Source organism: Candidatus Binatia bacterium (genome assembly GCA_036563615.1).
Taxonomy (GTDB): domain Bacteria; phylum Desulfobacterota; class Binatia; order UBA12015; family UBA12015; genus DATCMB01.
On the sequence record DATCMB010000023.1, the window covers coordinates 283,178 to 301,851 of the forward strand.

Genomic DNA, 18,674 nt, shown 5'->3' on the forward strand with positions numbered 1-18,674 from the left:
GCTCACTCGTCGGCGCGCTCACGCGGAGATGCGCCGGACGATCTTGCGCTTGGTGGCGTTGATCGCCCGCAGGCTCTCGATGCCTTCCTCGGCGATGTCGTCGCCGACCATGCGGTCACCCTCGGCCGCGAGCTCGTCGAGGTCGACCCACATCGCGTAGCTCGCGCGCGTGCGCTCGGTGATGATGCCGGCCTTGAGCAGCGTCTTCGCCAGCGTGCGGAAGACGTTGGTCGACTCCTTCATCGCCTCGCGGCGCTCCTCGTCGCCGAAGGCCTCCATCACCGCGCTGCGGACCCACTGCCAGTCGAGCCCGAACTGCGGATACATGAGCCGCTTCTGCTCGGCGTTCACCAGGTTGAAGAGCAGCGTGTTGAAGCACTCGAGCGCCCAGTCCTCGACGGCGTCGTGCTCCTCGGGCGGCAGCTCGGGCATCGTGATGCGCGCCCAGATCTTGCCGAACTTGTGGTGGAACGCCTCGTCGGTCATGACGAGCTGGCAGAGGCGGCGCAGCGTCGGGTCGAGCGCCTTGACGTGCAGCGTGCTGAAGGCGCCCATCGCGACGCCCTCGATCAGCATCTGCATGCCGACGATCTTCTTGTAGACCACCGGCGTCGAGACCAGCTCGCGCAGCAGCTTCCCGATCGTGTCGCCGACCGGGAAGATCTGCCCGTCGAAGCGCGACTGCGTGTACATCGTGAACGCGTGCACGTGGCGCGCCTCTTCGCGCACCTGGTTCGCCGCGTACTCCTGCGCGCCCGGATCGAGGAAGATGTCGCACAGGCTCGCCGACAGGTTGAGCGCGCCCTGCTCGCCGTGCAGCAGGTTCGACACCATCCAGCGCGCGGACTCGTTCGCGAAGCGGATCTTCTGCCCCTCGTCGAGCTTGTCCCACACCGCGGTGTGCGACTCGATGATGAAGTCGAACGGCAGGATCGGCTCGTCGCGGAACCCAGGCGTGCGCAGGTCGATGTAGTCCGGATCCTCCGGATTCCAGAAGTGCTCCTCGGTCCGCGCGATGATCTCCTCGAAGTGAGGCGAGCGCTGGGCGTAGCGCCCGACGTCGAGCATCGCGGGGAAGTCCTCACGGGACACCGTCCGATACGCGGGATCGATCGCCATGCCGTGCTCCTTGCTTTTGCTGCTTGACTGCTGGGGGCCGCAGAGCGTGCGGCCGAGAAACTCTCATTACTGAGAGTTTCTCAGTCAGACAAGCAGGACGGGCGGGTCACGGCACGCAGGGCGTCGCGCTGGCGAAGAGACGGCCCTCGGGGTCGACGCAGGCGAAGCGGGTCTCGCCGGTCGCGAGCGCCTGCGACGCGATCGCGCCGTCGGGACCGACCGAGAAGCCCGGCGTGGCGAGCGCGGGCCCGGAGAAGGTCGCCGCGCGGAGATCGATGCCCGTTTCGACCCGGCCGAAGCCCGGGTGCACGCGCAGCAGCGCGTCGGTCACGGCGGGTCCGCCGGGGTGCGAGCGAAACGCGATGCCCTCGCGGAAGCCGCCCGGCCCGGACGGGTCGGGGAAGGAGAGGATGCCGAGCGCGACGTCGGCCGGCACGGGACCCATCGCGAAGACGTTGATCCCGGCCACCGGGACCCCCGGCGCCGCGCCGAAGTTGCCGACGTCGATCTCGAGCCCCTGCACCGAGCCCGAGGTCATGTCGCTGTGCGCGAAGGCGAGGATGTTCGCGCCCCACACGCCGCCGATCGGTCCGTGGCCGTCCATCAGCGCGTAGAGCGCGGCGGTGTCCTCCTTCGAGCTGCGGTTCTCGCTCGCCACCGTGAGCGCGAAGTGGCGCGTGCCGTCGTCGGGCACGATCTCGGCGATGCCGAGGCCCGCGCTGATCGGCGGCGGACCGGCCTGCGCGAGCATGTCCGCGAGCGACGCGCCGCCGAGCTCGAGGAGCCGCATCACGGCGGCGATGCCGTCGCTGCCCCCGCCGCCGCACGCCCAGCCGGCGACGAAGGCGAGCAGGGCGAGGGTGCTGCGCTTGAAACGCGTCATGGCGACCTCCTCACGAGCGACAGCGCTCGTCTCACCAGACGACGCGCGCGGGCGATCCTTTCGTCGCTTGCTCGGCGCGGGCTGGCGCGAGGCGAGCGGCCCGCGCCGCCGCTCAGCGCTCGCGCGCCGCCGCTCAGTGCTCGCGCGCCGCCGCTCAGCGTTCGCGCGCCGCCGCGGCGACCGGGTCCGCGAGCTCGGCCGCGACGATCGCGTTCATCTCGGCCGCGTAGTGCCCGAGCTTCTCGAAGCCGTCCTCGCGGGCCTGCTGCATCGCTGCGCTCGGATCGACGACCCGGTGCCGCGACGCGATCTCGCGCAGCAGCTCGGCGTACCAGGGCTCGCCTCCGGCGTGCATCGTCGTGAGGTCCTCGCGCCGCGGCAGGTGCACGACGACGAACGCGGCGCCGCTCTCCGTGACCTCGCGCGCGAAGCGGTCGATCAGGGCGCGCGCGAGCGTGCGGCTCTCGTCGTCGAGGCGAAAGGGATCGGCGAGGTCGTTCGCCGCGATCGTGACCAGCAGCGCCAAGAGCTTGCTGCGCAGCCACCAGTGGTCGAAGTAGGGCGGCGCGTAGCGGTCGTACGCGGCGAGCGGCTGGCGGTCGAGGTCGGCGAGCGCGGCGAGCATGTCGCGCGGTGCGATCGTCGGCTGTCCGATCGCGCGCAGCGCGCGGTCGTCCGCGCCGCCTTCGAGGAGGAAGCGCGGCTTCTGCAGCGGCATGTCGGTCGCGGCGAAGTAGAGCGCGCGAAAGACGTTCAGGTTGCGCAGCGCGTTCTCGGGCTGGAAGCCGTAGACCACGACGTCGGGCGCGAAGCGACGGCCGTCGCGTCGCCAGCGCAGGTAGGCCTGGTCCGTGCCGTAGCCGTTGACGCCGAAGTTCAGCACCTCGGCGGCGATGCCGTGCTCGGCGAGCGCGCGCTCGAGCGCCACCGCCCAGGTGTCGTCGTCGCCGACCTCGTCGCCGAAGGTGAAGGAGTCGCCGAACACGGCCACGCGCAGCACGCCGGGTGTGGGCGCGAGCGCGGTCGGTCGGACGCCGCGGATGCCGTCGTAGCCGACGTGCGCGAGCCCCGACGCGCTGGTCGCGTTGCGACGCGGCGCCCAGCCGAGGTCCGGATCCCAGGCGAAGAACGTCCGCCCGTCCTCGAGCGCGGCGAGGCGCTCGGCGATGCTCGCGAGCGGCAGCCGGAAGGGGCGCAGGCGACGCTCGCCGATCCACTCCTGGCCGTCGGCGTCGCGCCGCACGACGGCGCGCACCACCAGCTCGCACGCGCCGAGCGAGAGCAGGACGACGGCGAGCGCGGTGAGCAGCCGCGCGCGCCGCCGCCGGGCGGTCGACGTCGTGCCCGGCGGCGGTGTCACGCTCGCGGCGCTCGGTATGTGCGACGTCGCCGCTTCAGAGCTTCGCGTCGCTCAGGTTCCAGGTGATGTCGCCCTTCTCGAGCGGCGCGATCTTGGTCGGCACGAACTTGCCGTCGACGAAGCGGTACTGGCGCAGCTCGCCCTGGTCCTCGGAGGCGACGTAGATCTCGAGCGTACCGTCGGCGTCGAGGTCGGCGAGCAGGACGGGGTGCTCGAAGCCCGACGAGTTGGCGTCGATCTGCGTCTTCTTCCAGCCGTCGCCGTCGCGCTCGAAGAGCCACAGGCCGGACGAGAGCCCGCCCGCGACCAGGTCGATCTTGCCGTCACCGGTGACGTCGCCGGCGGCGATGGCGCGCATCAGCCGATCCGGGACGCTCGCGACCTCGGTGCTCTGCCACGTGCCGTCCCTCTGTAGACGGTATTGCTTGACGGTGACCGGACGCAGCAGCGTGCCGCCCTGACCGAGCGCGCCCTCCCAGACGATGTACAGCTCGCTGATCCCGTCCTGATCCACGTCGGCGACCAGGATCTCCTTCGCGTGCGTGTCGCCGGGCGCGTCGACGATCGACTTCTGCCAGCCCTCGGGCGAGCTCTTGTACATCGTGACCTCGCCGGGCTGCTCCTGATCGAGCTTGTTCGGCTTGCTCGGCGTCGCGAAGAACTCCATCTTCCCGTCGCCGTCGACGTCCCCGATCTCGATCTCGTGCACGAACATGTTGGCTTGACGATCGACCTCCTCGACGCGCCAGTTCTCGTCGGGGTGGACGATCGCGACCACGCCCTGGTCGTGGGTCGCGATCACGAGCTCGTCGGTGCCGTCGTGATCGAGGTCGCCGCGCTCGATGTCGCGCAGACGGTCGTGCTTGCCGCCGAACTTCGGGTTCCAGTGCGTCTGCTGCTGCCACTTGCCGTCGGCGAAGCGCCAGGTCTTGAGCATCGCCTGGTTGCCGCCGATGGTGAGGAACCCGTCCTCGTACGCCATCGCCTTGTGCAGCACGTTGCTGTCCGGGTCCTCGAGGATGCTGACCGTCCAGCCGTCGCCGGTCTTGCGCACGATGGTGAGCTTCGCCGGGCCGGGCACGGGCCGGGTCTTGCCGTCGGGGCCTTTCTCGTCGACGAACTGTGCCTGCGCGACGAGCAGCGCTGCGACTTGCGGCCCTTCGATCGGATCCTGGCGCGGGGCCTGGGCGGCCGGTGCCGCGGACGCTTCGGGTTGCGGCGCGGCCGAGCTCGGTGCGGGGCTGGACGTCGACGTGGCGGCAGCCGTCGCCGTCGGCGCGCTCGCGGCGCGCTCGCCGGCCGGCTGCTCGCTCTGACATGCAGCAGCGGCGAGCACGATGCCGAGCGCGGCCAGCGTGTCAACCACGGTGTGCGAGAGTCGCGATCGGTTCTCCATCGGTCGCCATGACAAGCAGAGGCCTCCGAAACGAGCAAGCCACATTGCGCATCGTCGCGGCTCGTGTCGGCGACGCCATCTTCGTGTCGTCCGGCACGTTATTGGCTTGACCCGCGCGAAACCCCCCGGCTACTGCTGCCTCCAGAGGTTCAAATGAAGCCACCGTCCACCGTGTCCCTCCGCTCCCGCTGCGCGCTCGTCGCGGCGTTGCTCATCGCCGCGCCGACCACGGTGACGGCACAGTCGGGCTCGACGCTCACGCCCGATCGGCTCACGTACCTCGTGAGCAAGGACGTCGGCAGCGAACGCTGGACGATCAACTTCAACCTCGCGACGCTCGATCCGCCGCGCACGATCAACGTCACGGGCAACGTGTACAAGAGCGACGGCTCACCACCGAGCTTCGTGTGGTGTCAGGAGCGCGAGGACTCGACGGGGACGCTGTCCAATCCGGACAGCGTCTTTCGTCTGCGCTGCAGCGGCGCGAGCACGTGCGGCGATACGGCGACCGGCTGCGCGCGCAACGAGTGGCAGACGATCGCCGACCTGATCGAGATCCCGGCGAGATTTTTTCTTCCTGAAGGACGCAACGCGCTCGCGGCCGCAGCGGACGGAAAGCTTCCGTCGCTCGACCTCGCCCGCGCGACCTCCGCACCGCCCGCCGCCCCAGCGGGCGTCGCGGCGCGCGGCGCCAACCTGCCGCCCGACGGCTCGAACTTCCTGGTCAACAAGGACCTCGCCGGGCTTCGCTGGTCGATCTCGCTCAACATGATCCCCGCGCATCGCGGCGACGGCGCGGTCTCGACCTGCGGCGACCGGCCGGACTGCATCATCAGCAACCGCGTGCTGAACGTCACCGGCAACGTCTATCCGGCCGACGGCAGCCCACCGCAGTTCGTCTTCTGTCAGGAGCGCCAGGACTCGACCGGCAACCTGCAGGACCCGTCGAGCGAGTTCCGCTTCGGCTGCCTCGGCGCAGCGCCGTGCGATGGAAGCGCCGAGGAGTGCGCCGAGCGCGACTGGCAGCCGATCCCGGGCGGCGGCGACGTGCGCTTGCCGGCGAGCTTCTTCCTGCCGCCGGGCGGGCTCCCCGCGACGCCGCAGTCCGATCCCGAGATCATCGTCATCGGCCGCACGTCGGATCCGCCCGCGGTGATGACGCCGCTCGGTGCGGGCGTCACGGCGCCCGACGGGGCGACCGTGCAGGGTGGCTGCGCGGAAGGTGCTGCGTGCAGCGTCGGCATCGGCAGCTGTCCGTCGGTGCAGGGCCGGATTGTGCTTGACGCGAACATCGGCTGCGCGTGCCGCGTCGACGACGTGCCGCCGCAGTGCATCGTCTGCGGCGACGGCGCGACCGGCACCTGCGGCGGCGACTGTCAGTACCAGGTCGGCGGCGCGACGGCGCGCGGCCAGTGCCTGCCGTTCTCGTCCACCAGCGGCCAGTGCGCGTGCTACGCGGCGGAGCAGGGCGACCAGGTCGCGATCAGCATCTGCGGCGGCTCGCTCGGCAACGGGTGCCCGGCCGGCAAGTGCTGCACCGACGACATCCGCGACGGCTGCGACCCCGCGGCCGGCGACGAGAACTGCCCGGGCCTCTGCGTCGACTCGGGCGGCTGTGATCCGACCACGAGCCTCTGCGGCTCGTGCTTCGACCAGCGCGATCCGGCGACGCTCTTCTGCGGAACGCTCGAGGCGCCGCCGGGCGCCTCGTGCTGCGAGGACTGCCCGGACGGTTCGATCAACTGCTACTGCGACCCGGGCCGCGTCTGTAACCTCGAGTCCGAGGGCGGCGGCTGCTGCCCGACGAACCGTCCGGACCTCTGCAACGCCTCGATCTGCATCCCGTCGGGCGCGAACTGCTGCGTCGACTGCCCGGACGGCGGCAACAGCTGCTACTGCGCGGCCGGCTCGCTGTGCGTGCTCGAGGCGGAGGGCGGCGGCTGCTGCCCGCTCGAGCGTCCGGTCGCCTGCAACGGGCTGTGCCTCGAGCCCGGTCTCGAGTGCTGCGCCGACTGCCCGCCGGGAGAAGACGCCTGCTGGTGCCCGCAGGGCATGCTGTGCGTGCCCGAGAACCGGGGCGGCGGCTGCATCGCGTGTCCCGCGGAGGCCCCCGTCAATTGCAGAAACGAGTGCCTGCCCGCCGGCACCGACTGCTGCTACGACCAGTTCGGCGGCTACTGCGAGCCGGGTTTCGAGTGCGTCCTGGGCTCGAACGAGTGCCGGGCGCGCGATGGTTCGGCGGCGCTCAGCACGGCGCAGTCGCGCCCGCGCACGCAAGGCGACGGCAGCGCACCGGGCGCGGAGCCGCGGCGCGCGCCGAAGCTGTCGCAGCAGTAGGCGACGTCGTCACGAATGAAGCCGCGAGCGCGCGGCGCCGGCCTCGGAGGTCCCGAGCCGGCGCCGCGCGTCGTCTCGTCCCGCGCAGCGCGCGTCGCTCCTCCCGCCTCGGGGCAGCTCGGGCGGCACGCGTCGTGACCGCCGCGGTGTGCTCGACGCGTCGCCCTCGGTCGCGCGGCTGGTCGTCGGCCGCGGCGTGTGCTCCCCCGTCCCGCTCACCCGACGCAAGCGTTGACTAACGAACGTTCGTTGGCTAGCGTCGAAGCCTCACGAGCACCGCGTGTCGCAATCCTTCCTGCGGTGCGCCGCCCGCGCACCGCACGCGACGAGGAGGTCGAAAATGGAGCTCCACGAGGTCGACCTGGTCAACCCGGACATCTGGGTCGAGGGTGTTCCGCACGAGGCCTTCCGGCTGCTGCGTCGGAAGGCGCCGGTGTTCTGGCAGGAGATGCCGGGGAGCCGCGGCTTCTGGGCGATCACGCGCTACGACGACGTCGTCGCCGTCTCGAAGGATCCGGCGACCTTCTCCTCGTACAAGGGCGGCACGATCCTCCGGGATCTCCCCGAGGAGGACCTGAACAACACGCGGACCATGATGCTCAACATGGATCCGCCCCAGCACAGCAAGTACCGCAAGCTCGTCAGCCAGGGCTTCACGCCGCGCAGGACGGCGATGCTCGAGCCGCGCATCCGTGCGGCGACGACCGCGATCCTCGACGCGGTCGCCGAGCGCGGCGAGTGCGATTTTGTGCGTGACATCGCGGCCGAGCTGCCGCTGATCGTGATCGCCGAGCTGATCGGCGTCCCGCTCGAGGACCGGGAGAAGATCTTCGAGCTGTCGAACCGTCTGATCGGCTTCGACGATCCCGAGTTCCAGAACTCGGAGAACGACGGCAAGGCGGCGGCGATGGAGATGTGGATGTACGCCAACCAGCTCGCCCAGGAGCGCAAGAATGCGCCGCGCGACGACCTGGTGAGCCTGCTGATGACCAGCGAGGTCGACGGCGAGAAGCTCTCGGAGATGGAGTTCGACTCCTTCTTCCTGCTGCTCGCGGTCGCGGGCAACGAGACCACGCGCAACCTGATCTCCGGCGGCATGCTGGCGCTGATCGAGCACCCCGACGAGCGCCGCAAGCTGATCGAGAACCCGAATCTCATCCCGACCGCGGTCGAGGAGATGCTGCGTTGGGTGTCGCCGGTGAGCCAGTTCCGACGCACCGCGACGCGCGACACCGAGATCCGCGGTCAGAAGATTCGCGAGGGCGACAAGGTCGTCATCTACTACCAGTCGGCGAACCGCGACGAGGACGTCTTCCCCGATCCCTTCAAGTTCGACGTGACGCGCACGCCGAACAACCACCTCGCGTTCGGCATCGGCGAGCATTTCTGCCTCGGCGCGAACCTCGCGCGGCTCGAGATCCGCGTCATGTTCGAGGAGCTGCTGCGCCGCATGCCGGACATCGAGCTCGCCGGGCCGGTGCGTCGCCTGCGCTCGAACTTCATCAACGGCATCAAGGAGATGCCCGTGCGCTTCACGCCGACGCGCAAGCTCGCCGCCGGTTGACAGGACGGTCCCCGGCAAACGATGAGGAAGGCATGAAGGTCATCGTCGATTACGACCGCTGTGAGGCCAACGCCGTCTGCATGAAGATCTGTCCCGAGGTGTTCGAGGTGCGCGACGACGACAACCTCTACCTGCTGGTCGAGGAGCCCGACGAGAGCCTCCGTCCGAAGGTCGAGGAAGCGGTCCGGCGCTGCCCGCGCCAGGCGCTGTCGATCAGCGACTGACGGAGCCGCTTGCCGCGCACGCGTCCTTCACGAGCCTTCGGTTTGCAGGAGGTTCGTGAAGAACGCGGTCGCGCGCTCGACCTGATCGAGCGCGACCCACTCGCGCGCGGTGTGCGCCTGCGCGATCGAGCCGGGGCCGAACACCACGCCCGGTAGCCCCGCCTCGGCGAACAGCCCGGCGTCGGTGCTGAACGCGGCGGTCGTCGTCTCGGTCGGTAGCCCGAGCGACGCGAGCGCCGCCTGACACGCACGCACCGCGGGCGCGTCGTCGTCGGTCTCGAGCGCCGGCTTCTCGACCGCGCACGACGCGATCTCGACGTCCGCGACCCCGCGACGCTCGAGCGCGGATTCGATCTGCGTGCGTACGCGCTGCTCGTCCTCGCCGGGGAGCAGGCGGCGGTCGGTCACGAGCCACGCTTCCTGCGGCACGATGTTCGCCGCCTGACCGCCGCCGATCAGGCCGACCGACAGCGTCGCGCGCCCGAGGCGCGGATGCTCCATCTGGCCGATCTCCTCGCCGAGCGCTTCGAGCGCGAGCACCGCGCGCGCGAGCGCGACGATCGCGTTTCTTCCCGCGCGCGGCTCGGAGCTGTGGCACGACACGCCGTGCGCGACCAGGCGGACGAGCGCGATGCCCTTGTGCGCGGTGACGATCTCGAGGTCGGTCGGCTCGGTCGCGATCACCCAGTCGGGCTTCTGCTTGCCGAGGCTCGCGAGCACGTCGCGCACGCCGACGCTCGCGCACTCCTCATCGGCCTCGCCAACGAGCACCACGTTGCGCCGCAGCTTGCCGCGCTCGAGCACGTGCTCGAGCGCCGCGACCGCCGCGGCCATGCCGCTCTTGGTGTCGCAGGATCCACGGCCGTAGAGACGCCCGTTCTCGATGCGCGGGTCGAACGGATCGATCTCCATGCCGTCGACCGGCACGGTGTCGAGGTGCGAGGCGATCATCACGGTCTCGCGCGCGCCGCGCGCCGTCGCGTGCGCGATCACGCTCGCGCGCTCGCCGGATCCCACCAGCTCCGCGTCGACCCGCATGCGGCGCAGCTGCTCGAGCACGTGGCTCGCGTAGCGCCGCTCGCCGACGAGCTCCGGCGGGATGTCGCTGCGGCGCATGGGATTCACCGACGGAATCGCGACGTAGTCGCGCAGAAATCGGACGCTCGACGGGTAGGACATGACGACCTGGAGCCATGCAACCATCGTCGAGCGCTCCAGTCCAGGCGCTTTCGCGTCTGGGGGGATTCTGTTACCGCTTGCCGTGGGTGGTTTGGCTCGGCGCGATCGCGCTTCTCGTCATTTTTGGCTCGGTGCTCGCCATGGCGGAGGCGTCCATCACCCGCATGACCAAGGTTCGGCTGGTCGCGCTGCGCGAGGAGGGGCGGCGGAACGTCGACGTCCTCGAGAAGATCGAGAGCGACGTGCCGCGCTATCTGAACGCCGTCTACCTTTCGGTGATGTGCGTGCAGAACGGCTCGGCGATTTTGGTCGCGATCTACGCCGAGCGTCAGTGGGGACAGTTCGGCGTCACCGTCGCGTCGGTGCTGTTCACCGTCGGCTACTTCGTCGCCGTCGAGGCGATGTCGAAGACCTTCGCGGTCCTGCACAGCGACCGCGTCGCGCTGGCGCTCGCGCCGGTGGTGTGGGTGCTCGGCCGCATCCTGCACTGGCCGACGCGCGCGCTGATCGGTCTCGCCAACGTGCTCCTGCCCGGACGCGGGCTCGAGCAGGGACCGTTCGTCTCCGAGCAGGCGATCCGCTGGATGGCGCAGCTCGGGCACGAGCAGGGCAGCATCGCCGAGCAGGAGAAGGAGCTCATCCACTCGGTCTTCCACTTCGCCGAGACGGTCGTCCGCGAGGTGATGAAGCCGCGCCCCGACATCATCGCGATCGAGGTGAACCAGCCGCTGCGCGCCGCGCAGGAGCTGATGATCAAGCACGGTCGCTCGCGCGTGCCGGTCTACCGCGGCGACCTCGACCACATCGAAGGTATGCTTTACGCGCGCGACCTGCTGCGTGCGCTGCACGAAGGCGCTTCCGACAAGAGCGTCGCCTCGCTCGCGCGCCCGGTCGTGTTCGTCCCCGAGTCGAAGCGCGTCGGTGAGCTGCTCACCGAGATGCAAATCCGAAAATTCCAGATCGCGCTGGTGACGGACGAGTACGGCTCGGTGTCCGGGCTCGTGACGATGGAGGACCTGCTCGAGGAGCTGGTCGGCGACATCTCCGACGAGCACGACCGCGAGGAGCCGCGCATCGAGCTGGTCGACGAGTCGACCTTCCGCGTGAACGGCCGCGTCTCGATCGACGACGTCAACGAGGCGCTCGGCGTCGAGCTGCCGCAGGACGAGTGGGACACGGTCGCGGGTCTCATGCTCGGGCTGCTCGGCCACATCCCGACGCAGGGTCAGGAGGTGCGCTTCGACCACCTCAAGCTGAAGGCCGAGAACGTGGTCGGGCGGCGCATCAAGTCGGTGCTGATCACGCGCGAGCCGCCCGAAGAGCAGGCCGGCGAGGGCGAGCGCGAGCCCGACGCGAAGGCCGACAAGGCGTGAGGCGGCCGGTGCGCGGGGCTCGAGGAGCATCCCGAGGAACGTCCTCGGATGCGGCGCGAAGCGAGAGCTCCCCGTTTCTCGACGTCCGCAAGCACGGCTTCGCGCGCGTCGCCGTCTGCGTGCCGCGCGTGCGCGTCGCGGATCCCGCCTTCAACGCCGACGCACACCTCGCCGAGCTCGAGAAGGTCTACGACGCGGGCGCGCACTATGCGCTGTTCCCGGAGCTCGGTCTCTCCGGCTACACCTGCGGCGACCTGTTCTTCCAGGAGACGCTCCTGCGCGAGGTGCGCGACGCGCTCGCGCGTATGCTTGACGCGTCGGCAGACTGGAACGTCGCGGCGTCCGTCGGCCTGCCGCTCGTCGTCGACGACCTGGTGTTCAACTGCGCGGTGACCTTCCGCCGCGGCCGCGTGCTCGCCGTGGTGCCGAAGTCGTACCCGCCGAACTATCGCGAGTTCTACGAGGGACGCTGGTTCCACGCCGCGGCCGAGGCGCGCTCGCGCGAGGTCGAGCTGCTCGGGCAGACCGTGCCGTTCGGCACCGACGTGCTGGTCCGGCTGCCCGATCTCCCGCACTTCGTCCTGCACACCGACGTCTGCGAGGACCTCTGGGTGCCGGTGCCGCCGAGCACGCTCGCCGCACTCGCCGGCGCGACCGTGCTCGCGAACCTCTCGGCGTCGAACATCACCGTCGGCAAGTGGGAGTTCCGCCGCGAGCTGGTGACGTCGTCGGCGGCGCGGAACATCGCGGTGCAGATGTACAGCGCGGCGGGCTTCGGCGAGTCGACCGCCGACCTCGCTTGGGACGGCCACGGGCTGATCGCCGAGCGCGGCGTGCTGATCGGCGAGACCGAGCGCTTCAGGACCGATGGCGGCTCGGTGGTGGTCGACGTCGACCTCGAGGCGGTCGTGCAGGACCGCATGCGCCAGACCTCGTTCGGCCAGAACCGTCGCGCGCTCGGCGGCGAGTTCCGCTGCGTCGAGAGCGAAGCTGCGCGCGAGGCGCGCGACGTGCGCGTCTTCGAGACGCTGAACCGCGCGGTCGATCCGCACCCGTTCGTGCCGTCCGATCCGGCGCGTCGCGATCACCGCTGCCGCGAGGTGTTTCTCATCCAGGCGACGTCGCTCGCGCGTCGTCTCGAGTCGCTGCCCGAGCACGCGCGCCGCGTGACGGTCGGCGTCTCGGGCGGTCAGGACTCGACGCACGCGCTGCTCGTCGCGGCGCACGCGCTCGACCTGCTCGGGCTCGAGCGCTCGCGCATCACCGGCGTCACCATGCCGGGCTTCGGCACCACCGAGCGCACGCGACGCAACGCGCACCGCCTGATCGAAGCGCTCGGCGCGACGCACCGCGAGATCCCGATCGTCGACCTGAGCGAGTCGGTGTTCGCCGCGATCGGACACCCGCCGGAGCAGGAGAACGTCACCTTCGAGAACGTCCAGGCGTGGCTGCGCAAGCTCCTGCTCTTCGCCTCGACGTCGCAGACCGGCGGCATCGACCTCGGCACCGGCGACCTGTCGGAGATCGCGCTCGGCTTCGCGACCTACGGCGGCGACCACATGTCGCACTACGCGGTGAACTCCGGCGTGCCGAAGACGCTGATCACCTTCCTGATCCGCTGGGCGTCGGAGGTCGTGTTCCGCGACGAGCCCGGCGTGCAGGAGGTGCTGCAGGACGTGATCGCGACGCCGATCAGCCCGGAGCTGCTGCGTCCGTCACCGACCGGCGAGATCAAGCAGCGCACGGAGGACATCGTCGGGCCGTACGAGCTGCACGACTTCTTCCTCTATCACCTGCTGCGCTTCGGCTCCGGGCCGCGGCGCATCGCGCGCCTCGCGCACCACGCGTTCGCGGGACGCTACGAGCTCGCCGAGATTCGCCGCTGGCTGATCGTCTTCGTGCAGCGCTTCTTCGCGAGCCAATTCAAGCGCGACTGCATGCCCGACGGGCCGAAGGTCGGCTCCGGTGGCGCGCTCTCTCCGCGCGGCGACTGGCGCATGCCGCCCGACGCGTCGCCCGACGCCTGGCTCGCGGAGGCGCGCTCGCTGCCCGAACGCGTCGTCGCGGCGCGCGGCGCGGTGCCGCGCGTCCAGGCTCGCGCGGCGGCGGCTCGGCGGCGAGCCGCGCGGTCGTGAGCTGAAGCTCGGCGCGCGGCGCTGCGGAATGGCCACCGCGTTGCGCGTCGTGCGCCGTCAGGCGGGCAGCTCGCGCTCCAGCAGCTCGAGCGCGCGCTCGGCCTCCGCGGCGCGCATGCGTCGCTTGGTCGTCGCGTAGGCGTCGCGCGACAGCGCGGCGAGCGCGCTCTTGCCGTCGTCGAGCGTGATGCACGCGACGCGGTCGCGGATCTCGTAGCGCATGCGCTCCATGCGGAGCTCCTTTCAAGCCGCGGCGCGCGGCCACGGACCCGTGATCGCGAGCGTGATACCGGGCTCGTAGATGTTGACGAACAGCGTCGAGCCGTCGGGCGAGAAGGTCGCGCCGGCGAGCTCCGACGAGTTCAGCGCGTTGCGCGCGAAGGGATGCAGCTCGCCGTTCGCGTCGACGACGCGCAGCAGCTGCTCACCGCTCCCGTCCTCGCAGACGATCAGCTCGCCCCACGGCGCGACCGTCAAGTTGTCGCCCATGTCGAGCTTCTCGACGTCGTTCGGCTCGACGAAGAGCTCGAGCGTGCCGGGCTCGTCCTTCTCGCGCGGCGTCCCTTCGTACGGGCTCGGGACGTAGCGGAAGATCTGTCCGCGGCGCGCCTCGCCGCCGTTGGTGCACGCGAAGTAGATGCCGTCGGCGCCGCGCCACATCCCCTCACCGCGCGCAAAGCGCGTCGCGCCGAGCGCGGCGCCGCGCTTGCGCAGATCGTCGTGCGGCGACTCGACGTCGTCGAGGTCGACCCACTCCGCGTCGATGAGCTCGCCGATCGCCAGCTCGCTCGCGCTCCAGTTGCGCACGTCGATGCCGCTCTTGCACTCGCAGGTCTTGAACGCCTGCAGCTTGCCGCCGGCGGTGAGCCGCGTCCGGTCGTTGGGCACGAAGCGGTAGAACAGGCCGTCGGGCAGATCCTCGGTCTGGTAGACGCAGCCCGACGCCGGATCGAAGGCGACCGCCTCGCGGAAGAAGCGTCCCATCGCCTCGAGCGGCACGGGCTGGATGAGCTGCGGCGTCGCGGTCGGCGGGACCTCGAAGGCGAAGCCGTGCGGACGCGCGTAGTTTCCGTCGGGCGTGACGACGCTCTCCTCGCAGGTGATCCACGTGCCCCACGGCGTCGGGCCGCCGGCGCAGTTGCGCACCGTGCCGGCGAGGCTCAGCCACTGCGCGACGAGCTCGCCCTTGCGCGTGTCCCAGACGAAGGTCGTCGTGCCGCCCATCGCGGGCACGCCTGCCGCGCCGGGGTCGTAGACGCTCTTCAGATCGACCTTGTCGAGGAGCGCGTTGCGCGCGCCGTACGGGCCGAGGCTCGCTTGCTCGATCACCAGCTCGTGGTTGCGCACGACGATCGTCGTGCCGTTCGGGCCGGGGAACGCGCCCATGCCGTCGGCCGCGCCCGGCACGCGCAGCCCGTCGGCCATCGTGTCGCCGGTGCGCGAGACGACGCGATAGGAGAAGCCCGCCGGCAGGTCGAGGATCCCGTTCGGATCGCGCTGCAGCGCACCCGGACGCAGGCGGCCTGCGACCGCGTCGGCGCCGCGCGCCGTGCTGCGCCGGAGCGTCGCGAACGCGAGCGTCACGGCGAGCCCGCCGCGGAGCAGCGAGCGACGGCTCAGCGCGCGATCGAGGAGCTGCGAGGCTTGCGGGACAGGGGCCACGACGACGTCTCGTAACATCCGCCGCACGACGTAGACAGAAGCGGGCCGATCGGGCAGGACGGACTCATTCCGGCGCTGCGTCCGCATCCCCCGCCGTCGCGCCGCGATTCTCGAGATGTCCGAAAGCGCGCCCAGCGAGCCGCGAGTCTGCGACGCCTGCGGGACGTCGCTGCGTCCGAGCGCGCGCTTCTGCGACGCCTGCGGGCACCGCCTCGGCGAGCCGCACGTCGCACAGCCGGGCGCCGTCTCGAGCTACACGCCGCGGCACCTCGCCGAGGACGTGCTGAGCCGCCGCTCCGCGCAGCAGGGCGAGCGCAAGCTCGTCACCGTGCTGTTCGCCGACGTCAAGAGCTCGATGGAGCTCGCCGAGCAGGTCGACGCCGAGCGTTGGCACCGGATCCTCGAGCGTTTCTTTCTCTTGATGACGGACGGCGTGCACCGCTTCGAGGGCACCGTCAATCAATACACGGGCGACGGCATCATGGCGCTGTTCGGTGCCCCGGTCGCGCACGAGGACCACGCGCAGCGCGCCTGTCACGCGGCTCTGCACCTGCGCGACGAGCTGCGCCGCTACGCCGACGAGCTGCGCCGCGAGGGCATCGCGTTCTCGGTGCGCATGGGGCTCAACTCGGGCGAGGTCGTCGTGGGCCGCATCGGCGACGACATGCGCATGGACTACACCGCGCAGGGGCCGGTGGTCGGCATCGCGGCGCGCATGGAGCAGCTCGCCGAGCCCGGTCGCGTCTACCTCGCCGAGGCGACGGCGCGTCTCGTCGACGGCTGGTTCGAGCTGCGCGACCTCGGCGAGTCGCGCGTCAAGGGCGTGCCGCGCCCGGTGCACGTCTACGAGCTGCGCGGCGTCGGCAACGCGCGCACGCGCTTCGACGTGTCGCGCACACGCGGGCTGTCGCGCTTCGTCGGACGCGAGCGCGAGATGGCGGCGCTGCAAGCGGCGCTCGAGGAGGCGCTCGCCGGTCGCGGACGGGCGCTCGCGCTCGTCGCCGAGGCGGGCGTCGGCAAGAGCCGGCTCTGCTACGAGTTCCTCGCCGGCTGCCGCGCGCGCGGCATCACGGTCGCGCAGTCGTACTGCGCGGCGCACGCGCGACGCGTTCCGTTCTTCTCGCTGCTCGGCTTGCTGCGGAGCCTCTTCGAGATCGGCGAGCACGAGGAGCCGCGCCGCGCCCGCGAGCGCGTCGCGGGACGCCTGCTGCTGCTCGACCGCTCCTTCGAGGACGATCTGCCGCTGCTGTTCGACTTCCTCGGCGTGCAGGATGCGGAGTTCCTCGGCGCGCGGGACGCGGAGCAGACCGTGCCGCGGATCGATCCGGAGGCGCGCCAGCGTCGCATCGCCGCGCTGCTCGGGCGTCTGCTCCGCGCGTGGACGGCGCGTGCGCCGCTCGTGCTGGTCGTCGAGGACCTGCACTGGATGGACCCCGCGAGCGCGGCGCTCGGCGAGCAGGTGCTCGGTGTCGTGCCCGAGCTGCCGATCCTGCACCTCGTCACCTACCGTCCCGAGGGCCGCACGCTCGCGCCGCGGCTAGCCGCGTATCGCGAGCTCGTCGTCGAGCCGCTCTCGCCGGAAGCCGGTCGCGAGCTCGCCACGGCCCTGCTCGGACGCGACCCGAGCGTCGCCCGCCTCCCGGAGCTCATCCAGGAGCGCACGGCAGGCCATCCGTTCTTCATCGAGGAGCTCGTCGAGTCGCTGCGCGAGTCGGGGACGCTGGTCGGTGAGCGCGGCGCGCTGCGCCTCGCGCGTCCGGTCGACGCGGTGGTGATGCCGGAGAGCGCGCAGGCGCTGCTCTCGGCGCGCATCGACCGGCTCGCCGAGGACGGCAAGGCCGTGCTGCAGGCGGCGGCAGTGGTCGGCCGGACGTTCTCGCCGACGGTGCTCGCGGCCGTGCTCGAGCGTTCGGAAGACGAGCTGCGCCGTGTGCTCGACGAGCTCGTCGACGCGGACTTCCTGCAGCGTGAGGGCACGGACGGCGCGTGCACGTATGCCTTCCGCCATCCGCTCACCCAGGAAGCGGCCTATCGCTCACAGCTCGGCGAGGTGCGCGCGCGCAGCCACGCCGCGGTCGCCGCCGCGCTCGAGAAGCTGCACGGCGAGCGCGTGCACGAGCACGCGGCGCTGCTCGCGTCGCACTACGAGGCGGCGGGTCAGCGGCTCGACGCCGCGCGCTGGCACGAGCGTGCGGCGCGCTGGGCCGGGCTGCACGACCGCACCGAGGCGCTGCGCCACTGGCGCTCGGTGCGCTCGTTGATCGCCGACGAGCCGCCGGCGAACGACACGCGCGCGCTCGCGCTCGCCGCGTGCCTCGGGCTGCTGCACCACGGAGCGTTCTTCGGCGAGTCCGAGAGCGAACTCGCGGCGACCTTCGCCGAGGGCAGCGAGCTCGCCGAGCGCACCGGCAACCGCGAGGCGGCAGTGCTGATCCGCCTCGGCTTCGCGGTCGCGCGCCACCTCGCCGGAGCGTCGCGCGAGGCGCTCGAGCAGCTCGGTGAGGCGATGCGTCGTGCCGAGTCGGCAGGGCGCGAGGACTTGCTCTACTTGACGTCGTGCGTGCGGGTCGAGACGCTGCTGACGGTCGGCGCCGTCGATGACGCCCTCGCCGCGAGCGCGCGCGCGCTCGCCATCGCGGCGGGCGACTTCGACCTCGGCGCGCACCGCGCGGGCTTCAGCCCGCTCGCCGCGCTGACGGCGCTGCGCGGGCTCCTGCTCGCGTTCGCGGGCGACGTCGCGGCCGGCCGGCGCGAGCTCGAGACCGCCATGGACGTCGCGCGAAGGCGCAACGACCTCGAGGTGGTCGCGACGGGCTGCCACGATCTCGTCGTGCTCGGCGAGCTCTCGGGCGACACCGAACAGGCTCTCGAGTGGGGACGCTGCGCGGTCGAGATCGCGGAGCGCTCGGGGAGCCCCGTGCTGCTCGCGAGCGCGTGGGCCGCGCTCGGTCAGGCGCAGCGTCTGCGCGGGATGTGGAGCCTGGCGATCGACAGCACGAAGCGCGCGCTCGCGCTGGTGCAGGAGCGGCGCACGGCGCTCAACGCCGAGCCGTTCTACCTCGTCGAGCTCGCGCAGGCGTACCTCGGCCGCGACGACCTGCTCGGTGCGCACACCAGCGTCGAGCGCGCGGTCGCGACCGCGCGCCAGCGCGGCCACCAGCTGCAGCTTCTCTACGCTCTGCTCGCGCGCGCGCGCACGCAGCTCGCGACCGAGGGCGGTGCGGCGCGCGACGAGACCGAGGCGATCCTCGGCGAGTGCGACGAGCTGGTGCAGCGCACCGGGGCGCGAGCGCTCGCGCCCCGGGTCCACGCCGTGCGCGCGCGGCTCCTGCACCTCGCCGGCGACGAGAGCGGGGCGCGAAAGGAGCTCGACTGCGCGCGTGCGCTGTACGACAAGATCGGGGCGAGCTGGCACGGGAGCGAGCTCGCGTGGCAGACGTGA

Annotated in this window: 13 protein-coding genes; 6 read left to right on the forward strand and 7 right to left on the reverse strand. The window is 71.3% G+C overall.

Going from position 1 to position 18,674, the window contains the following annotated elements:
• Nucleotides 1-18 precede the first annotated feature (18 nt).
• The 4 genes from VIS07_22455 to VIS07_22470 all read right to left on the reverse strand — a co-directional run bounded on the left by VIS07_22455 (nucleotide 19) and on the right by VIS07_22470 (nucleotide 4,728).
• Nucleotides 19-1,119: a ferritin-like domain-containing protein gene (locus VIS07_22455; protein ID HEY8518284.1), complete on the reverse strand. Its 1,101-nt coding sequence runs from the start codon at nucleotides 1,117-1,119 to the stop codon at nucleotides 19-21.
• A 106-nt stretch (nucleotides 1,120-1,225) separates the two neighbouring features.
• Nucleotides 1,226-2,002, reverse strand: coding sequence for a hypothetical protein (locus tag VIS07_22460; protein ID HEY8518285.1), 777 nt, complete (start codon nucleotides 2,000-2,002; stop codon nucleotides 1,226-1,228).
• 154 nt (nucleotides 2,003-2,156) lie between these two features.
• Nucleotides 2,157-3,362 carry an SGNH/GDSL hydrolase family protein gene (locus VIS07_22465; protein ID HEY8518286.1) on the reverse strand — a complete coding sequence of 402 codons (1,206 nt, stop codon included), beginning with the start codon at nucleotides 3,360-3,362 and terminating at the stop codon, nucleotides 2,157-2,159.
• A gap of 34 nt (nucleotides 3,363-3,396) precedes the next feature.
• The gene (locus tag VIS07_22470) at nucleotides 3,397-4,728 is read right to left on the reverse strand and encodes a VCBS repeat-containing protein (GenBank protein ID HEY8518287.1); all 1,332 of its coding nucleotides are present in this window, start codon (nucleotides 4,726-4,728) and stop codon (nucleotides 3,397-3,399) included.
• A 201-nt stretch (nucleotides 4,729-4,929) separates the two neighbouring features.
• Between VIS07_22470 and VIS07_22475 the strand changes: the two genes are divergently transcribed.
• The 3 genes from VIS07_22475 (at nucleotide 4,930) to VIS07_22485 (ending at nucleotide 8,883) form a co-directional block, all read left to right on the forward strand.
• Complete coding sequence (locus VIS07_22475) at nucleotides 4,930-7,095, forward strand: hypothetical protein (protein ID HEY8518288.1); 2,166 nt, start codon at nucleotides 4,930-4,932, stop codon at nucleotides 7,093-7,095.
• 340 nt (nucleotides 7,096-7,435) lie between these two features.
• Nucleotides 7,436-8,659 (forward strand): cytochrome P450, encoded by a 1,224-nt coding sequence (locus tag VIS07_22480; protein ID HEY8518289.1) that lies wholly within the window; start codon nucleotides 7,436-7,438, stop codon nucleotides 8,657-8,659.
• A gap of 32 nt (nucleotides 8,660-8,691) precedes the next feature.
• Nucleotides 8,692-8,883 (forward strand): ferredoxin, encoded by a 192-nt coding sequence (locus VIS07_22485; protein ID HEY8518290.1) that lies wholly within the window; start codon nucleotides 8,692-8,694, stop codon nucleotides 8,881-8,883.
• A 27-nt stretch (nucleotides 8,884-8,910) separates the two neighbouring features.
• Here the strand turns inward: VIS07_22485 and VIS07_22490 are convergent, their stop codons facing one another.
• Nucleotides 8,911-10,086, reverse strand: coding sequence for a M20/M25/M40 family metallo-hydrolase (locus VIS07_22490; protein ID HEY8518291.1), 1,176 nt, complete (start codon nucleotides 10,084-10,086; stop codon nucleotides 8,911-8,913).
• 62 nt (nucleotides 10,087-10,148) lie between these two features.
• Here VIS07_22490 and VIS07_22495 point away from each other — a divergent pair, with 62 nt between their 5' ends.
• Both VIS07_22495 and VIS07_22500 read left to right on the forward strand, forming a co-directional pair.
• Nucleotides 10,149-11,435, forward strand: coding sequence for a hemolysin family protein (locus VIS07_22495; GenBank protein ID HEY8518292.1), 1,287 nt, complete (start codon nucleotides 10,149-10,151; stop codon nucleotides 11,433-11,435).
• Nucleotides 11,436-11,443: 8 nt separating this feature from the next.
• A complete protein-coding gene (locus VIS07_22500; GenBank protein HEY8518293.1) occupies nucleotides 11,444-13,570 on the forward strand; it encodes an NAD(+) synthase in 2,127 nt (708 codons plus the stop codon).
• Between the two features lie 57 nt (nucleotides 13,571-13,627).
• Here the strand turns inward: VIS07_22500 and VIS07_22505 are convergent, their stop codons facing one another.
• Both VIS07_22505 and VIS07_22510 read right to left on the reverse strand, forming a co-directional pair.
• Nucleotides 13,628-13,801 carry a hypothetical protein gene (locus VIS07_22505; protein ID HEY8518294.1) on the reverse strand — a complete coding sequence of 58 codons (174 nt, stop codon included), beginning with the start codon at nucleotides 13,799-13,801 and terminating at the stop codon, nucleotides 13,628-13,630.
• A 12-nt stretch (nucleotides 13,802-13,813) separates the two neighbouring features.
• Nucleotides 13,814-15,232, reverse strand: coding sequence for an alkaline phosphatase PhoX (locus VIS07_22510; protein HEY8518295.1), 1,419 nt, complete (start codon nucleotides 15,230-15,232; stop codon nucleotides 13,814-13,816).
• Between the two features lie 115 nt (nucleotides 15,233-15,347).
• Between VIS07_22510 and VIS07_22515 the strand changes: the two genes are divergently transcribed.
• A complete protein-coding gene (locus VIS07_22515; GenBank protein ID HEY8518296.1) occupies nucleotides 15,348-18,674 on the forward strand; it encodes an adenylate/guanylate cyclase domain-containing protein in 3,327 nt (1,108 codons plus the stop codon).

What these genes read in the sequence shown, in the direction of transcription:
- VIS07_22460 (HEY8518285.1), bottom strand. Translation starts at nt 2,002, where the DNA reads ATGACGCGTTTCAAGCGCAGCACCCTCGCCCTGCTCGCCTTCGTCGCC.
- VIS07_22480 (HEY8518289.1), top strand. Translation starts at nt 7,436, where the DNA reads ATGGAGCTCCACGAGGTCGACCTGGTCAACCCGGACATCTGGGTCGAG.
- VIS07_22455 (HEY8518284.1), bottom strand. Translation starts at nt 1,119, where the DNA reads ATGGCGATCGATCCCGCGTATCGGACGGTGTCCCGTGAGGACTTCCCC.
- VIS07_22485 (HEY8518290.1), top strand. Translation starts at nt 8,692, where the DNA reads ATGAAGGTCATCGTCGATTACGACCGCTGTGAGGCCAACGCCGTCTGC.
- VIS07_22490 (HEY8518291.1), bottom strand. Translation starts at nt 10,086, where the DNA reads ATGGTTGCATGGCTCCAGGTCGTCATGTCCTACCCGTCGAGCGTCCGA.
- VIS07_22515 (HEY8518296.1), top strand. Translation starts at nt 15,348, where the DNA reads ATGTCCGAAAGCGCGCCCAGCGAGCCGCGAGTCTGCGACGCCTGCGGG.
- VIS07_22505 (HEY8518294.1), bottom strand. Translation starts at nt 13,801, where the DNA reads ATGGAGCGCATGCGCTACGAGATCCGCGACCGCGTCGCGTGCATCACG.